Genomic DNA, 17,267 nt, shown 5'->3' on the forward strand with positions numbered 1-17,267 from the left:
CGTTCATCAAGTACTCTAAAAGATGAATTTATAAATCAATACGTGTTACGAAAAGCAGGATAATGCTATCATAATGAATGAAAATGATGGCTATTCGTTGTCATTTGGATATTTCTGCAAACAAAAAAACTCACGCATCGGAAGTTTCGGGTGATTCGTTTTAGCTGTCTTCTTGCGAACAGGTATCGTTTTGTGGTTTACACATTACTGATTAAGACGAGATGCTTATATTCAATTTCTGTAAGTTCTCATGTTTAATTATCTTATAGTGTCTGTCATCCTGAGCGCAGTCTAAGGATCTCTTCTCCTTTGCATTTCCGAAGAGGAGATGCTTCGACTACGCTCAGCATGACAGATACTGTCAAAGTATAAACTAATTATGAACATCTACTTAATTCAATTAACCTGCATTATTCATATCTGTAGGCTAAAAGCCTCGGAATTTATCTCGCGGGATAAAAGAAATCCGTCCCGTGAGATGAAAAAATCCGTCTCACGAGATGAAAAAATCCGTCCCGTGAGACAGATTTTCTCGTCTCACGGGACGGATTTCTTTGTCTCGTTTTACGAACCTTAGAACGGTAAGTCATCTTTTGCATCTCCGGCCAAGAACTCCGGCGCAGAAGTCGGTGCCGGTGGCGGAACAGGACTGCCGGGCATAGGTGCGGATGTAGTTGCGCCAACACGTTCTACTTTCCATACGCGGATACTGTTGAACCAACGATCTTGCCATTGACGCGCATCAACATCGAATGATACGGTCAGTTCCTCGCCCATCTGGATATTAAACTGCTCTATCTTGTCTGCTCCGAAAACATCGAAACACATTTTGCGGGGGTATTGTCCGTGGTCTTCAATCACATATTCCTGCGATTTCCATTCATTACCCGACTTTGATACTCCACCTCTTGGCTGGAGTATTGCAATAATTTTTCCTGTAAATTCCATTGTGTTCTTTTTAATGATGCTGCGAAGTTACAGTTTTTTAGGGAATCCGGAGAGCTTTCAAGCGTTTTTTCTTTGTTTTCTTTGTTGCAGGAAGAACTTTTTTGTAACTTTGTCCAATACTATATGCGATAGTTATGAATAAGGAATAATATAAAACTTAAATACACAGAATATATGAAATTTATCGTTTCGAGTACTGTACTCTCCAGCCATCTACAGGCTATCAGCCGCGTGATTAATTCAAAAAATTCATTACCTATTTTAGATTGTTTCCTCTTTGAACTCAAAGACGGGACGCTGTCTGCTACCGTTTCCGACAGTGAAACAACTATGGTAACTTCGGTTGAAGTAAACGAAAGCGATTCGGACGGACGTTTTGCCGTAGCTGCGAAAACGATTCTGGATGCTTTGAAAGAAATCCCCGAACAACCACTTATGTTTGAGGTAAATATCAATTCGTTGGAAATCACAGTACAATATCAGAATGGTAAATATAGCCTGATGGGACAAAATGCAGATGAATTTCCGCAATCGGCTATGCTGGGCGACAGTGCTGTGCGCGTAGAGATGGATGCTTCTGTGTTATTGGCGGGGATTAACCGCGCCGTATTTGCTACGGCAGACGACGAACTTCGTCCGGTAATGAATGGTATTTATTTCGATATCACCACTGAAGATATTACGATGGTTGCATCGGACGGCCATAAGTTGGTACGTTGCAAAACATTGTCTGCCAAAGGTAATGAACGTGCGGCATTTATTTTGCCCAAGAAACCTGCCTCGCTGGTTAAGAACTTGTTACCTAAAGAACAAGGTTCGGTTGTGATAGAATTTGATGAACGTAATGCCGTATTTACATTAGAAAGATACCGCATGGTGTGCCGCTTGATTGAAGGACGCTACCCGAACTACAACTCAGTGATTCCGCAAAATAATCCTTATACAGTAACCGTTGACCGTATGCTGTTGGTTGGCGCATTGCGTCGCGTGTCTATTTTCTCGTCACAGGCAAGCAGTCTTATAAAGTTGCGTATGCAGGAAAATCAGATTGTGATTTCAGCGCAGGACATTGACTTTTCCACTTCGGCCGAAGAATCTTTGGCGTGCCAGTATGAAGGCAATCCGATGAGCATAGGCTTTAAGTCTACTTTCCTGATTGATATCCTCAACAACATTGTTGCTGACGAAGTGATAGTCAAATTGGCCGACCCATCGCGTGCCGGCGTTATAGTCCCCGTTGAGCAGGAAGAAAACGAGGACTTGCTGATGTTGTTGATGCCAATGATGTTGAATGATTAATATGAATCGAGCTACACTCATACACCTCATAAAATAGACAACATGAAGCTAAACCTCGAAAAACCGATTGTCTTTTTTGATTTGGAGACAACCGGAACCAATATAAACTCAGATCGTATCGTCGAAATCTGTTATCTCAAAGTATATCCCAACGGAAACGAAGAGGCGAAGAACCTCCGTATCAATCCCGAAATGCATATTCCCGAAGAAGCTTCTGCAATTCATGGCATATACGATGCCGACGTGGTGGATTGTCCCACTTTTAAGAAAGTGGCTCGTGAGATTGCTAATGAAATAGAAGGATGTGACTTGGCGGGATTTAATTCCAACCGTTTTGATATTCCTGTATTAGCCGAAGAGTTTTTGCGGGCAGATGTGGATATTGATTTAAGTCGCCATAAGTTTGTGGATGTGCAGGTCATTTTTCATAAAATGGAGCAACGCACCCTTTCGGCAGCTTATAAGTTCTATTGCGGAAAGAATCTGGAAGATGCACATACGGCGGCTGCCGACACGCAAGCCACTTATGAAGTTCTGAAAGCCCAGCTTGACCGCTATCCGGAATTACAGAATAATATAGCTTTCCTTTCCGATTATTCCAGTTTCAGTAAAAATGTGGACTTTGCCGGCCGCATGGTATATGATGATAATGGAGTGGAAGTATTTAACTTTGGAAAATATAAGGGAATGACGGTCGTAGAAGTACTGAGGCGTGACCCGGGGTATTACAGTTGGATATTGAACAGTGATTTTACATTGAATACCAAAGCTATGCTGACCAAAATACGCTTACGCGAATTGACCAATAGATAATAGCATGGGAAATACTCTGAAAGGAAAGAAAATCGTATTAGGAATTACCGGAAGTATTGCAGCTTACAAAGCATGTTATATTATTCGGGGATTAATAAAATTGGGCGCTGAAGTACAAGTGGTGATTACACCTGCGGGAAAAGAGTTTATAACTCCTATTACGCTTTCGGCGCTGACCGGCAAACCGGTAATCAGTGAGTTCTTTGCCCAGCGGGACGGTACCTGGAATAGCCATGTAGACCTTGGCCTATGGGCGGATGCCGTGCTGATAGCTCCGGCAACTGCCGCCACTATTGGTAAAATGGCAAATGGAGTGGCAGATAATATGTTGATTACTACCTACCTGTCGGCTAAAGCTCCGGTATTTGTAGCTCCTGCTATGGACTTAGACATGTATGCCCATCCTTCCACCGTGAGAAATCTGGATACGCTTCGTTCTTATGGTAATCACATTATAGAACCTGCCACAGGAGAACTTGCCAGCCATTTGGTTGGTAAAGGGCGTATGGAAGAACCGGAGATTATCATACAATATCTGGCTGATTATTTTGCTCGGAAAGAAGGTGACTTGCGCGGAAGGACTATTATGATAACAACCGGGCCTACGTATGAAAAGATTGATCCGGTACGCTTCATCGGAAACTATTCTTCCGGCAAGATGGGATTCGCCATTGCGGATGAATGTGCCAGCCGGGGAGCGAAAGTTATCATGATAACCGGTCCTGTGCAACAGAAGATGCATTATCCCGCATTTCAATCTCATCGTGTAGAATCGGCCCAACAGATGTTTGATGCAGCTTACAGTTTGTTTGGCACTGCTGATGCGGCTATTCTTGCGGCTGCCGTTGCTGATTTTACTCCGGAAGAGGTCGTGGATGCCAAGATTAAACGGGAAAAAGAAGGTGAAATGGTTTTGCGTTTGAAATCAACGAAAGATATTGCCGCCTGTTTAGGGAGTATAAAGAAAGACAAGCAAGTACTGGTGGGCTTTGCTCTCGAAACGAATGACGAACAGCATAATGCCGAAGATAAACTGCGGCGGAAGAACTTGGATTTTATCGTATTGAATTCATTGAATGATGAAGGAGCCGGTTTCCGGTACGATACGAATAAAATCAGTATTATCGACCGTGAAGGAAAAGATGATTTCCCGTTGAAGCCCAAAACAGAAGTTGCAGCAGATATTGTAGACCGGTTGGTTGAAGTGCTAAAGAAAAAGTAAGTATATATAGTGGGAACTAAGACATTCTATATCATTCTGTTTTTGTGTGCAGTAGCTTTGAAGGTATCTGCCCAGGAATTGAATTGTAGATTGACAGTGAACTATTCTCAAATACAAGGCACAAGTACCCAAGTCTTTACCACACTCGAAAATGCGTTGATGGATTTTATCAATACCCGTCATTGGACGCAAGCGCAGTATGAAGTGAATGAACGGATCCGTTGTTCAATGAGTCTCATTGTAAAAGAGTATAACGAGGCGGATAGTCGTTGGAATTGTGAGCTTGTCGTACAATCTACCCGTCCGGTATGGCAGTCGGGCTATCAAACTGTGGTTTTTAGCTATAGAGATACGGAAGTTGGTTTTAACTATCGCGAGTTTGACCCTCTGGAGTTGCGTGATAACATTGTTGATAGTAATCTGACAGCTATAATAGCCTATTATGTATATATGATTATTGGTCTGGACATGGATACGATGGCTCCGCAAGGAGGTACAGATGTGCTTCGTGCCGCCAACAATATTGTAACTGCTGCGCAGAATCTTGGTGAAACCGGTTGGAGCGCATTTGCCAACAATCGTAACCGGTATGCGTTAGTCTCTGATTATTTGGAAGACAGCATGTCGCCTTTACGGAAACTGATGTATGACTATCATCGCATGGGGCTGGACGAACTTTCAGTGAATGCTACCCGTGCCCGTGCTACGATAACTACTGCGCTTGCCGGCTTGAAACAGGCACAGGAAAACAAACCGATGTCTATATTACCCGGCTGGTTTACTGAGATAAAGAAAGATGAACTTGTTAATCTCTACTCCCGATCGGCAATGAAAGAAAAAGAAGAAGTTTATGATTTGTTTTCTACTGTCAATTCATCATTGATAACTGAGTGGGACAAGATAAAACAATAAATACTATAATATAGATTTATGTTGCATTCGCTTTACATACAGAATTATGCTCTTATCGAGCAACTCGATATTAACTTTGGCGTGGGCTTTTCCGTTATTACGGGTGAGACAGGCGCCGGTAAGTCTATTATATTAGGAGCTATCGGTTTACTGCTTGGGCAGCGTGCTGATATAAAAGCCATCCGTCAGGGTGCATTGAAATGCGTTATTGAAGCACGCTTCGATATATCAGCCTACGGAATACAGTCTTTCTTTGAAGAAAATGAATTGGAATATGAAGAAGAGTGTATTCTGCGTCGCGAGGTGTATGCCTCCGGAAAAAGCCGTGCATTCATTAATGATACTCCGGTTTCATTGACACAGATGAAGGAACTGGGTGAACAGTTGATTGATGTTCATTCCCAGCATCAGAATCTTTTATTGAATAAAGAAGGTTTCCAGTTGAATGTGCTCGATATACTGTCTCATAACGATGAACAGCTTGTTACATATCAATCTTTATATAAAGAATGGAAACAAGCCCAGCAAGATTTGGAAGAGCTTATGACCAGTGCAGAGCAGAACAAGTCAGATGAGGATTACATTCGTTTCCAGTTAGAGCAATTAGAAGAAGCCCGTTTATCTGCCGGTGAACAGGAAGAGTTGGAACAGGAAGCAGACATATTGAGCCATGCCGAGGAGATTAAAACCGGACTATACCGTATCGGACAATTACTGACATCTGATGAACGTGGGCTGCTTCCGGTTTTGAAAGAAAGCCTGAATACAATGCTTGGTTTGCAGAAAGTATATTCGGCAGCTTCGGAACTTGCCGAACGTTTAGAAAGTACATATATAGAGTTGAAGGATATTTCTCAGGATATTTCTTCAAAGGAAGAAAATATAGAATATAACCCGGATCGTTTGGAAGAAGTGAATGACAGATTGAATCTGATTTATTCTCTGCAACAAAAACATCGGGTATCTACTATCGGAGAACTCTTAAAGCTTGCTGAAGAATATACTACCAGGCTGACAACAATAACTTCTTATGATGACCGTATAGCCGAACTGACTACTCTCTGCGACACCTTATATAATAAGGCGAAAAAGCAGGCTATGGTTCTTACAAAAGCCCGTACCACGGCTGCCCGCGAAGTAGAAAAGCAGATGGCTTCCCGGTTAATTCCGCTTGGTATGCCAAATGTGCGTTTTCAGGTGGAAATGGGAATGCGTAAAGGACTGGGACTACATGGTGAGGATACGGTAGGTTTTCTTTTCTCCGCCAATAAAAACGGGACATTGCAGAATATTTCGTCAGTGGCTTCGGGTGGTGAGATAGCGCGTGTCATGTTGTCTGTCAAAGCAATGATAGCGGGTGCGGTAAAATTGCCTACTATCGTATTTGATGAAATAGACACCGGAGTGTCCGGTGAAATAGCCGACCGCATGGCGGATATTATGCAGGAAATGGGTGAACAGGAGCGTCAGGTAATCAGCATAACCCACTTGCCGCAGATTGCCGCCCGTGGATGCGCTCACTACAAAGTCTATAAACAAGATAGTGAAACAGAGACCAATAGCCATATTCGCCGGTTGACTGATGATGAAAGAGTGGAAGAAATAGCCCACATGCTGAGTGGCGCTACTTTGACCGAAGCTGCGTTGAACAATGCCAGAGTGCTTCTGAGTAGTAAGAAGTAGGCGCTGATTTTGAACTATTAATATTTTAATTCTTGAAGATGATTGATAAGAGTGAAATGATTTTCGGTGTTCGTGCCGTGATAGAAGCACTACAGGCAGGGAAAGAGATTGATAAGATTTTAGTGAAGAAAGATATTCAAAGCGACTTGTCCAAGGAACTTTTTGCTGCATTGAAAGGTACTTTAATTCCTGTGCAACGTGTTCCGGTAGAACGTATAAACCGGATTACCCGCAAAAACCACCAAGGAGTGATAGCATATATTTCTTCCGTTACTTATCAGAAGACGGAAGAATTGATTCCTTTTCTTTTTGAACAAGGCAAGAATCCATTGTTCGTCATGCTTGATGGTGTAACTGACGTTCGTAATTTCGGTGCTATAGCCCGTACCTGTGAATGCGCGGCTGTAGATGCTGTCATTATTCCTGCCAAAGGAAGCGTTACGGTCAATGCCGATGCAATGAAAACATCTGCCGGAGCATTGCACGTATTGCCTGTCTGTCGCGAACAGGATCTGAAAACCACCCTGCAATATCTTAAAGATAGCGGTTTCCGTATCGTAGCGGCTACCGAAAAAGGAGATTACGATTATTCCAAAGCCGATTATACAGGACCGCTATGTATTATTATGGGAGCTGAAGATAAAGGTGTTGCTTATGAAAACCTGGCTCTTTGTGACGAATGGGTAAAAATCCCGATGTTGGGTACAATCGAGTCGCTCAACGTTTCTGTTGCAGCAGGTATTTTGATTTATGAAGCTGTGAAACAAAGAACTACTAAGATATGAAAAAGAACTTGTTGTTAACGCTCATCCTCTGTTTGTTGGCTCAGTGGAGTGTGGCACAAGCACCTAAATGGGTGGAAAAAGCCAAACGTGCTGTTTTCTCGATAGTAATTTATGACCAGAACGATAAGATACTTAATACGGGAAATGGTTTTTTTGTAACTGAGGACGGTATTGCCTTGTCTGATTATAGCTTGTTTAAAGGAGCGCAACGTGCTGTGGCTATCAGTTCCGATGGTGTACAGATGCCGGTAGATGCTATTCTTGGTGCAAATGATATGTATGATGTTGTGAAATTCCGCGTAAATATCTCCGGTAAGAAAGTACCGGCATTGAGCGTTGCTGCGGCTGCTCCTGCCATAGGTGCAAATGTTTATTTGTTGCCTTATTCCACACAGAAAGACCGTTCCTATACAGTCGGGAAAGTGAAAGAAGCATCCAAGATAGCGGAGAAATTCCAATATTATACACTGGACATGCAATTGAAAGATAAGATGGTTAGCTGTCCGGTTATGACAGAAGACGGGCAAGTATTTGGTCTGGTGCAAAAGTCATCAGGGAAAGACACGACTACCATTTGTTATGCCGTAGGAGCCAATTATGTAATGGAACAGAAAATCAGCCCTCTTTCTTTCAATGACCATACCTTGCAAAATATCGGTATTCGAAAAGCTTTACCCGATACGGAAGAACAAGCATTAGTGTTCTTGTATATGGCTTCTTCACAGCTCACTTCGGAGAAGTATATGGAATTATTAGATGAATTTATAGCACAGTATCCTAATAGTGCGGACGGATATCTTCGCCGTGCAAGTAGCCGGATTTTCATTTCGAAAGAAGCATCTTCAATGGATAAAGTGGTTGCTGATTTAGATAAGGCGCTCGAAGTGGCTCAAAACAAAGATGATGTATATTACAATCGTGCCAAATTGATTTATAATTATCAACTGGACAAACCTGAAACCACTTACAAAGACTGGACGTATGATAAAGCATTGAATGAACTTCGTAAAGGGATAGCGATTAATGAGCTTCCGGTGTATATCCAGTTGGAAGGAGATATTCAGTTCGCTAAACAGGATTATGCCGGAGCGCTGGTTAGCTATGAAAAGGTAAATACCACTAATCTTGTTTCTCCTGCTACATTCTTCAGTGTTGCGAAAACGAAAGAGTTGATGAATGTTGCTCAGGAGGAGATACTCGTATGGATGGATAGTTGTATAGCGCGTTGCCAGCAACCTTTTATTGAAGAGAATGCTCCATATTTATTAGAACGTGCTCGTGTACGTCTGGAGGCAGGACAGGCGCGTGGCGCGGTGCTCGATTATGATGAATATTACAAAGCGGTGCATGGAAATGTGAACGATGTATTCTATTATTATCGCGAGCAAGCTGCTCTTCAGGCAAAACAATACCAGCGTGCATTGGATGATATGCTTAAAGCAATCGAAATTAATCCGAAAGATTTGACTTACCGTTCGGAATTGGCTGTGGTTAATATACGTGTTGGAAGAAACGAAGAGGCTATTAAGGTGCTGAAAGATGCGTTAGCCATTGACCCTGATTATGGTGAAGCTTACCGTTTGATAGGTATTGCTCAATTACAATTGAAACAAAATAAAGAAGCGTGTACCAATTTTGCGAAAGCAAAAGAATTGGGGGATCCGAATGTGGACGAATTGATAGAGAAACATTGTAAATAACCGGAAGGTTGGGATGAATGATGTTTTAACATGTGTCCAAAGAAAGGAGTGATGATATACATAAAAAAAGGCTCTGCTTTCGCAAGCAGAGCCTTTGTCGGGAAACTCCCTGTCAAAAAAGAGTAAGTTAAGTCTTCGTATTAAACAGGTATAAGTGAATTTTTCTTTTGTGTATTATATATGGTAAATGCATAAAATTCCAAAATACTGCATGTAATACTGATTTTTTTTTCTAAATTAATCGAATCACCCAAAACTTCCGGTTCATGTTTTTTGTATTGAAGAATGAATTCATCCCGTAGAGTAGCTTAACTACTTAGTAGTAGTTAGTCAACTACTACTAAATAGTTGGGTCATTACTACGTAGTAGTTTGAATAGCATTCAAAAAGGAGAGATTTAACTCATGTACCTGAGGTTTCGGGTGAGTCGGTTAGGGACGTTAATTTATTGAATACTTAAATAATATCAGAATGAAAAAAGTAATTTGTAGTCAGAAAGCTCCGGGAGCTATTGGGCCTTACAGTCAGGCGGTTGAAGTAAACGGAATGATATTTGTGTCCGGCCAGTTACCTATTAATGCCGCTACAGGAGTAATGGCGGAAGGTGCTGAAGCTCAGGCTATTCAATCGTTGGAAAACATCAAACATATTCTGGGGGAAGCAGGATTAACGATGGCAAATATCGTTAAAACTACGGTTTTTCTATCAGATATGTCATTGTTTATAAATATGAATAAGGTGTATGCCTCCTATTTTGATGGCGATTTTCCCGCTCGTTCAGCGGTTGCTGTAAAGGCTTTGCCTAAAGACGCATTAGTAGAGATTGAGTGTATCGCGGTTCGCTAACAAATCAGCAACAATAAAACTACTGCCTCCTACGAAGATAAGATCTTCGGGGAGGCTTTTCTTTTGTGCAGCGTGTACGGCAGAAGAAACATTTGAATAACAGCTTCCCAATAATCCGGTTTCTGCGCCAAGTAAGGCAAGTTCGTTCTCGGGTAAGGCGCGTTTTACGCTTGCTTTTGTAAAATAATATTCGGACTCTTTAGGCAACAGAGCCAGTACGCCACGAATATCTTTATCATTCACCATACCTATAATCATGTGTAACTTTCGGTAGGATTGTTGTTTCAGTTGCTCTACGATGTAAGTGATGCCACCTACATTATGCCCCGTATCACATATCAGAGTAGGGTTGTTTTGTAATTTTTGCCAGCGTCCCATCAATCCCGTTAATTCGCAAACATGGGCAAAGCCGTTGCGGACAGCTTGTTCACTCAATTTGTATCCTGCAACTTGTAGTTGCGGGAGAGCGGTAAGCAGAGTACGGATATTTTTAATCTGATATAATCCTTTCAGTTCATATTCCAATTCGGGGTAATCTTCTTTTTCGTTTTCTTCTGCAAAAAAGATAGGAGCATTTAATTCGAGCGCTTTCTTTATAAATACAGGTTTGGTTTCGGGAGTTGTTTCTCCGATTATGACAGGAATACCTTTTTTGATAATTCCGGCTTTTTCTTCTGTTATTTTTCCCAATGTATTCCCCAGAAACTGAGTATGGTCAAAGCTGATATTGGTGATAATGCACAAATCCGGACTGATAATGTTAGTACAATCCAAACGTCCGCCAAGTCCAACTTCAATAACAGCTACATCAACTTGTTCATCAGCGAAATAACGGAAGGCCATAGCTGTTGTCAGTTCGAAGAAAGAAGTATGCAACGGTTCAAAGAAGTTCCGTTCATTTTCTACAAAACGGATGACGTAATCTTCCGGAATAGGTTGTCCGTTTATACGGATACGTTCACGAAAATCTATGAGATGAGGTGAGGTATATAGACCTACCCGGTATCCGGCTTCGTGTAAAATAGCGGCAAGAGTATGCGAGCATGAGCCTTTACCATTTGTTCCCCCCACATGAATACAGTGAAAATTACGGTGTGGATGTCCGAAATGTTCGTCTAAAATCAATGTATTCTCTAATCCTTCTTTGTAAGCTGAACTTCCCACTTGCTGAAACATTGGGACGCTGTTATATAAGTATGATAAAGTGCTTTGATAGTCCATCTTTTAAATATTTAACAATAAAACAAACAATTTTCTCTTTTTAATCGTTATCTTAGGAGGTGCAAATATATCAACAATATAAATTATATGAGTATGGGAACAAAGAAAAATTTTGTGATTGATACAAACGTTATCCTTCACGACTATAACTGTCTTAAGAATTTTCAAGAGAACGACATCTACCTCCCCATTGTAGTTCTTGAAGAGTTGGATAAATTTAAGAAGGGGAATGAACAGATAAATTTCAATGCCCGCGAATTTGTTCGTGAACTCGACTTGATTACTGATGACGATCTTTTTACTAAAGGAGCCTCTCTGGGAGAAGGAATGGGACGTCTGTTTGTCATAGCGGGAACCACAAATGCTCCGAAAGTAGATGCGTCATTTCCGGAACATATTCCTGATCATCGAATCCTGGCAGTAGTGGATTGGTTGACACGGGAAAAGAAAAATATGAAAACAATCTTGGTAACAAAGGATGTGAATCTTCGTATGAAAGCACGTTCTATCGGGTTACTTTGTGAAGATTATATCAACGATAAAGTGATAAATGTGGATATATTTGAGAAATCAAATGAAATCTTCGAGGGTATTGATCCTGCTTTAATAGACCGGATTTATTCTTCTAAGGAAGGATTGGATGTCAATGAATTTGATTTTAAAGAAATTATTCATCCGAATGAATGCTTTATTCTGAAAAGTGACCGTAACAGTGTTCTTGCACGCTACAATCCGTTTACACGTGCTGTTTGCCGAGTAAATAAAATGCGGAATTACGGTATTGAACCCAGAAATGCCGAACAGAGCTTTGCTTTTGAAGTTTTGAATGATCCTAATATCAAGTTAGTTGCTTTGACCGGTAAAGCAGGTACGGGTAAAACATTATTGGCTTTAGCTGCCGCTCTCAGTCAGATAAATATGTATAAGCAAATACTATTGGCGCGTCCGATTGTTGCTCTGTCTAATAAAGATATTGGTTTCCTGCCAGGTGACGCTAAAGAAAAAGTCGCTCCTTATATGCAACCTTTGTTTGATAATCTAAATGTTATCAAACACCAGTTCGCTTCTAATTCAACCGAAATAAAGCGTTTGGAAGATATGCAAAAGAGTGATCAACTTGTTATTGAAGCACTCGCTTTTATTCGTGGACGCAGTTTGAGTGAAACTTATTGTATCATTGATGAAGCGCAAAATTTAACCCCTCATGAAATAAAGACTATTATTACGCGTGCCGGTGAAGGTACTAAAATGGTATTTACCGGTGATATCCAACAAATAGATCAACCTTATCTGGACAGCCAATCTAATGGGCTTGTTTATATGATTGACCGTATGAAAGACCAGGCCCTTTTTGCACATATTAATCTACTGAAAGGAGAACGTAGTGAATTAAGTGAATTGGCAAGTAACCTGATGTAATAAGACTCTGTAAACAAGTTAGTATGGTGGCAAAATTGTGACCTGCATTTTGCCACTATTTACTTAAATCACACATTTTTATCTTCATTTGTGTCCAAGTTGATAAAATTATTGTATCTTTGTCCCATCTAAAACAAAATTGTCAAGTGAAATGAAACATAATTTTTTTCATCGGTATCTTTCAACAAAGGTATTACCAATTTGGACTATTCTCTTGTTCGATGTTTTGATAATCATCGTGTCTACGTTGTTTGCTTACGCACTTCGATATGATTTCCGAAGTATCTTTCTGGAATCGTCGACTATTAATAAAACAATTTTCTGGACACTAATTGTTAACTTAGTCTTTTTCCGTGTATTCCGCACGTATTCCAATGTATTACGTTTCTCTTCATTTATAGATATTATGCGTATATTCGTATCATTAACTGTTTCCTATGCAATGTTAATGATTTCGAGTGTACTTTTGGAAGGGTATATGAACGTCCGTATAGCGCCGGTTAGTGTGTTGTTTATGGGATATATTATTAGTTTTGCCATGATGTCCTGTTCACGGATTGTTGTGAAGATGTTTTATGAATTACTGAACTTCGATGGTTCTCATAGCGCTAATGTATTTATTTATGGGGCTAAAGAAGCCGGAGTGAATATTGCTAAGGCATTACGTGTGAATCTTCGCAACCATTATCGTTTGCGTGGTTTTATTGCTGATGAACCGGAGTTGATTAATAAGATAATGATGGGAGTGAAAGTATACCCGAATGATGAATCTTTGATTGATGTATTGAACGATCGTGATGTACATGTCATCATTATTTCTCCTGCTAAGATGGAAGAATTAAAAAGGTCTGATATGACGGATCATCTTTTGACTCACAATATCAAATTGATGACCGCTCCTCCTTTGAGTGAATGGAGTGGGCAGACTTTGAATCGTACCCAATTGAAAGAAATTCAGATTGAAGATCTTTTGCAACGTGATCCTATTGTGATAGATATTCATAAGGTTGCTTCTAATCTGGAAGGTAAACGGGTAATGATTACCGGTGCTGCCGGCTCAATTGGTAGTGAAATAATGCGCCAGGTCGCTTCTTTTAATCCATATAAATTAATTCTGGTGGATCAGGCTGAAACTCCATTGCATGATATTCGTCTGGAGTTGCAGGATAGTTGGCGTGATATTGATGCAAAAACAATTATTGCAGATATTTCTAATGTTACGCGTATGGAGGGTATCTTTAAGAAATACAAACCGCAATATATCTTCCATGCGGCGGCATACAAACATGTTCCGATGATGGAAGATAATGTTTCCGAATCTATTCAGATAAATGTGTTTGGAACTTGTACTCTGGCAGATCTTGCCGTAAAATATGATGCGGAAAAATTTGTAATGATATCTACGGATAAAGCTGTAAATCCGACAAATGTGATGGGATGTTCCAAACGTATCTGTGAGATATATGTACAGTCTTTAGCAAAGAAATTACAAAGGGAAGGTGGACATGTAACACAGTTCATTACGACACGTTTTGGTAATGTATTGGGTTCTAACGGTTCCGTTATTCCTCGTTTCCGTGACCAAATACAGCGTGGAGGTCCTGTTACCGTAACGCATCCGGAAATCATTCGTTACTTTATGACTATCCCTGAAGCTTGCCGTCTCGTATTAGAAGCCGGTAGCATGGGAAATGGTGGTGAAATCTACATCTTCGACATGGGTAAACCTGTGAAGATTGTGGATCTTGCTAAACGTATGATCAGTCTTTCCGGACGTGCAGATGTGAAAATTGACTTTACCGGACTGCGTCATGGTGAAAAGCTATATGAGGAATTACTTAACGTGAAAGAACTGACCAAGCCGACTCATCATGAAAAAATTATGATTGCTACGGTTCGTGAATATGATTATGATGAAGTAAAAGAGCGTATCAAGAAACTGATAGAAGTTAGCTACTTATACGATCAGATGAAGATTGTAGCTGCTATGAAAGATATTGTACCCGAATTTATTAGTAAAAACTCTTGTTTTGAAGCTTTGGATAAGAAGGTTGAATAAGCCAGAGTGATCAAAGAAGAAAAAACTAATGCCCGTAACAATAATTGATATCATTATGTTACGGGCATTACTATAATAATATGTTGTGTAGTCCTATTTTCTACCGGAAAAATATTTCATGAATTGTGCACGTTCAAAAGTGTTTACACCATTCAAATCTTTTATGTTTAACATCCCTTTGAATTGAGCGATTGTTTCCATTCCTTTGCCGTCCATCCATAAATTCAAAAAACGGATATATTCACCAACTAAACCATAGCCGCCTTGGTAGAATGCACTGCAGATTTCTACGGCTGATGCTCCTGCCAGAATAGCCTTTACAATGTCTTCGGGAGAATGAATACCGCCTGAAGCTGCATAGTCCAGCTTATTCACGACGGCAGAAGCAATTCCTATCCAACGCAAGGATTTAGCCAATTCAGCTCTGGTACTGAATACATTTCCCGGTATTTGTTTCAATTGTTCAATATCAATATCAGGCTGATAGAAACGGTTGAACAATACAACGGCTGCTGCTCCATTAGCATATAATTGATCGATCAGTGTCACGGGATTAGTCAGATTATTACCCAGTTTCATGATAATAGGGATACGTACTGTCTTTTTTATATGGCTGAGAATATCAATGTGGCGTTGTTCAAAGGAACCATACGTATAGTGAATATCTGTCTGGAAAGCCAAGATGTTGATTTCTATGGCATCAGCTCCAGCCGTTTCCATTTGTGTCGCAAAATCTATCCATTCAATATCTTGGTAGCAATTAATACTGGCGATAACGGGAATGGGACATACTTTCTTGGTTTCCTTAATTAGTTCCAGATATTCGGATAGTTTGTGTTGACGAACATATTCCACCAGGTAGTCGCTGCCTTCGGGATACATATTCGGATCTCCCAGCCAGTCAGCTTCTAACATGATTTGTTCCTCGAAGAGAGATTTTAGTACAATAGCTCCGACCCCGGCTTCATATAATTTCTGATTTTTTTCGACACTGTCAGTCAGTCCGGAACTGCTGACTATAATCGGGTTTCTTAATTCTAACCCAGCAAAAAAAGTTTTTAATGTTGCCATGGTAATTTGTATTTTAAAATAAATATTTGCAATAGCTTTTTTCTTGGTTTTTAGTAAACCCTATTTCCAAAGATTTTGCTTCCTACCCGTATCAGAGTACTTCCTGCGGCTATAGCTTGGCGGTAATCATGAGACATTCCCATTGACAATTCATGAAAAGCTTCAATATCGGCAAACCACATATCCTTAACTTCTTTGAAAAAGTTACTTAAAGAACAAAATTCTTTTTCTATTTGTTCATTATCGTCCGTATTTGTAGCCATCCCCATTAAGCCACACAACTGTATGTTATGAAGTTCTCTCCATTTACCGGCTGTTAGTATTTCCCGACATTCGTCAAAGCTGAAACCAAATTTAGTTTCTTCTTCTGCAATGTGTAGTTGCAACAGGCAATTAACTATTCTGCCCGCTTTAGCTGCTTGCTTGTTAACTTCAACAAGCAGTTTATACGAGTCTATTCCGTGAATAAGAGAAACATAGGGAACAATATATTTAATTTTATTTGTTTGCAGATGCCCGATAAAATGCCATTCTATGTCCTTGGGAAGACTTTCATATTTAGCTGTCATTTCCTGTACCTTACTTTCTCCGAATACACGTTGTCCGGCATGATAAGCTTCTTTTATTGCTTCATTGGTGTGAAATTTAGAAATAGCTACCAGTCTTACCCCTTCCGGCAATTCGTTTAGCACTTCTTCAAGATTCTCTGCAATACTCATACACAACTTAATTAATAGATTGTTAGATTAAACCTCGGGTTTATCATTCGGTTCTGCACTATAAGGATATACGTCCATGATGGCAGTTTCGGCAACAGATGCAATCTGATAATCGGCCATTGTTCCTTTCATACCTTCATCCAGTTTCTTCACGGCGTTGCGTAAATCAGCAGCCTGCACTAATACCTGAGTAGATGTTTTCTTTTCAGCTCCACTCTTTTCATCCAGAGTGATGAATACAAGTTTGCATTTAAACCAACGATCGGCAGATTCTTCTTCACTGGGAAATAATTCGCTATAGTTTGCACGTTTGATATCCGATACTGTAAATTCTCCTGAGATAAACGGAGTAATTTCTTCAATAATACGTGCTTCCGCTTCCGTAAAGCTAAGTGCGTCAACCAAATAAGGTTCTGTTACTTTTTTGTTCATCCCGTTTTCCATAACCTTTTCGTAACGGATCTTGCACTCAAACCATGTATGCATTGCCATAATTTCTTTGTTTTTTATTATGAATAATATTCTTCTTGTAAAACTACCCACAAAGATAAACGAAAAATAGATAGATTG

At 40.3% G+C, this 17,267-nt stretch carries 15 protein-coding genes; 10 read left to right on the plus strand and 5 right to left on the minus strand.

The window, feature by feature from the left end; translation table 11 throughout:
• Positions 1-573: 573 nt before the first annotated feature.
• Positions 574-948: a DUF3127 domain-containing protein gene (locus tag B2Z67_RS12555; protein WP_291530180.1), complete on the minus strand. Its 375-nt coding sequence runs from the start codon at positions 946-948 to the stop codon at positions 574-576.
• Positions 949-1,122: 174 nt separating this feature from the next.
• On the opposite strand from B2Z67_RS12555, the gene dnaN reads away from it, so the two are divergent.
• From dnaN to B2Z67_RS12595, 8 genes are all read left to right on the plus strand, one after another.
• Positions 1,123-2,247, plus strand: a complete 1,125-nt coding sequence (gene dnaN / locus B2Z67_RS12560; protein ID WP_291530181.1) for a DNA polymerase III subunit beta — start codon at positions 1,123-1,125, stop codon at positions 2,245-2,247.
• Positions 2,248-2,289: 42 nt separating this feature from the next.
• Entirely contained in the window at positions 2,290-3,060 is a 771-nt protein-coding gene (locus tag B2Z67_RS12565) for a 3'-5' exonuclease (protein WP_291530182.1), read from the plus strand.
• A 4-nt stretch (positions 3,061-3,064) separates the two neighbouring features.
• On the plus strand, positions 3,065-4,282 hold the full coding sequence (coaBC, locus tag B2Z67_RS12570; RefSeq protein ID WP_291530183.1) for a bifunctional phosphopantothenoylcysteine decarboxylase/phosphopantothenate--cysteine ligase CoaBC: 1,218 nt from the start codon (positions 3,065-3,067) through the stop codon (positions 4,280-4,282).
• Between the two features lie 9 nt (positions 4,283-4,291).
• A complete protein-coding gene (locus tag B2Z67_RS12575) occupies positions 4,292-5,194 on the plus strand; it encodes a DUF4835 family protein (protein WP_291530184.1) in 903 nt (300 codons plus the stop codon).
• An 18-nt stretch (positions 5,195-5,212) separates the two neighbouring features.
• Entirely contained in the window at positions 5,213-6,877 is a 1,665-nt protein-coding gene (gene recN / locus B2Z67_RS12580) for a DNA repair protein RecN (protein WP_291530185.1), read from the plus strand.
• A gap of 38 nt (positions 6,878-6,915) precedes the next feature.
• Positions 6,916-7,662, plus strand: coding sequence for a 23S rRNA (guanosine(2251)-2'-O)-methyltransferase RlmB (rlmB, locus tag B2Z67_RS12585; protein WP_291530186.1), 747 nt, complete (start codon positions 6,916-6,918; stop codon positions 7,660-7,662).
• Positions 7,659-9,362: a tetratricopeptide repeat protein gene (locus B2Z67_RS12590; protein ID WP_291530187.1), complete on the plus strand. Its 1,704-nt coding sequence runs from the start codon at positions 7,659-7,661 to the stop codon at positions 9,360-9,362. The genes rlmB and B2Z67_RS12590 overlap by 4 nt, the downstream gene beginning before the upstream one ends.
• Positions 9,363-9,833: 471 nt before the next feature.
• Positions 9,834-10,208 carry a RidA family protein gene (locus B2Z67_RS12595; RefSeq protein ID WP_291530188.1) on the plus strand — a complete coding sequence of 125 codons (375 nt, stop codon included), beginning with the start codon at positions 9,834-9,836 and terminating at the stop codon, positions 10,206-10,208.
• Here B2Z67_RS12595 and B2Z67_RS12600 read toward each other — a convergent pair.
• Positions 10,176-11,429, minus strand: a complete 1,254-nt coding sequence (locus B2Z67_RS12600) for a bifunctional folylpolyglutamate synthase/dihydrofolate synthase (RefSeq protein WP_291530189.1) — start codon at positions 11,427-11,429, stop codon at positions 10,176-10,178. The genes B2Z67_RS12595 and B2Z67_RS12600 overlap by 33 nt on opposite strands.
• 93 nt (positions 11,430-11,522) lie before the next feature.
• On the opposite strand from B2Z67_RS12600, the gene B2Z67_RS12605 reads away from it, so the two are divergent.
• Positions 11,523-12,848 carry a PhoH family protein gene (locus B2Z67_RS12605; protein WP_291530190.1) on the plus strand — a complete coding sequence of 442 codons (1,326 nt, stop codon included), beginning with the start codon at positions 11,523-11,525 and terminating at the stop codon, positions 12,846-12,848.
• A gap of 151 nt (positions 12,849-12,999) precedes the next feature.
• Complete coding sequence (locus B2Z67_RS12610) at positions 13,000-14,907, plus strand: polysaccharide biosynthesis protein (protein ID WP_291530191.1); 1,908 nt, start codon at positions 13,000-13,002, stop codon at positions 14,905-14,907.
• 93 nt (positions 14,908-15,000) lie between these two features.
• On the opposite strand, the gene B2Z67_RS12615 is transcribed toward B2Z67_RS12610, so the two are convergent.
• The 3 genes from B2Z67_RS12615 to B2Z67_RS12625 are packed head-to-tail and all read right to left on the minus strand — an operon-like array spanning position 15,001 to position 17,189.
• Positions 15,001-15,978, minus strand: a complete 978-nt coding sequence (locus tag B2Z67_RS12615) for a dihydroorotate dehydrogenase-like protein (protein WP_291530192.1) — start codon at positions 15,976-15,978, stop codon at positions 15,001-15,003.
• 50 nt (positions 15,979-16,028) lie between these two features.
• Entirely contained in the window at positions 16,029-16,697 is a 669-nt protein-coding gene (locus B2Z67_RS12620) for a YggS family pyridoxal phosphate-dependent enzyme (protein ID WP_291530193.1), read from the minus strand.
• A gap of 27 nt (positions 16,698-16,724) precedes the next feature.
• Positions 16,725-17,189: a DUF4494 domain-containing protein gene (locus tag B2Z67_RS12625; protein ID WP_291530194.1), complete on the minus strand. Its 465-nt coding sequence runs from the start codon at positions 17,187-17,189 to the stop codon at positions 16,725-16,727.
• Positions 17,190-17,267: the final 78 nt, after the last annotated feature.

The organism is Bacteroides sp. UBA939 (assembly GCF_002293435.1).
Lineage (GTDB): Bacteria > Bacteroidota > Bacteroidia > Bacteroidales > Bacteroidaceae > Bacteroides.